1 protein-coding gene is annotated in these 697 nt (G+C 77.6%); it reads right to left on the bottom strand.

Annotated elements, in window-relative coordinates; genetic code table 11:
- On the bottom strand, positions 1-557 hold a 557-nt coding region (locus QMK28_RS34075; RefSeq protein ID WP_326443571.1), incomplete at its 3' end, for an enoyl-CoA hydratase/isomerase family protein.
- Between the last annotated feature and the right edge of the window lie 140 nt (positions 558-697).

The raw sequence follows: 697 nt of genomic DNA, 5'->3' as shown, positions 1-697 counted from the left end.
CCGTCCGCCGGCAGCGTCTCGTCCACCCGCCCGGTGTGCAGCGCCCGCTCCGCGTCGATCAACTCGGCGGAGAAGAGCAGATACTTGGCGGCCGACGGGCCGACCAGCTCGACCAGCCGCCGGGTGGAGGTGGCCGGATAGACGATCCCCAGCTTCGCCGGAGTGACCCCGAAGGCCGCGCCCTCGGCGGCGAACCGCAGGTCGCAGGCGGTGGCGAGCTGGCAGCCGCCGCCCACGCAGTAGCCCCGGACCGCCGCGAGCGTCGGCTTCGGGAAGGCCGCGAGCGCGTCCTCGGCCGCGACCGCGAGCCCCTGCGGCTCCTGGCCGTGCTCGCCGAGCGAGCCGATGTCGGCCCCCGCGCAGAAGGTGTCCCCGTCGCCGGTCAGCACCAGGACCCGCACCGAGTCGTCGGCGGCCAGCTCATCCAGCAGCGGCGGCAGCGCTCGCCACATGGCCGTGGACATCGCGTTGCGCTTGGCGGGATTGCTGATGACGACGGTCGCGATGCCGTCGTCCACGGCCGATCGGAGGCCCGGCTGAAGGGGAGAGTGCGCCATGCGCCGGAGCGTAGCCGAGCGGCGGCGGGCGGGGCCGGGCGGCCGGGCCCGACCGGCGCGGGCTGCCGGAGCCCGGCCGCTCGGCGCGGGCTGCCGGGTCCGGGCCGCCGGGGCGCCAGGCCGGGGCGGCCAGGCCGGGG

The sequence above is a fragment of the Streptomyces sp. H27-D2 genome, assembly GCF_035828615.1.
In the GTDB taxonomy this organism is placed as follows: Bacteria; Actinomycetota; Actinomycetes; order Streptomycetales; family Streptomycetaceae; genus Streptomyces.
Note: the sequence above shows the minus strand (reverse complement) of the source record. Positions and strands in the feature narration are given on the sequence as shown.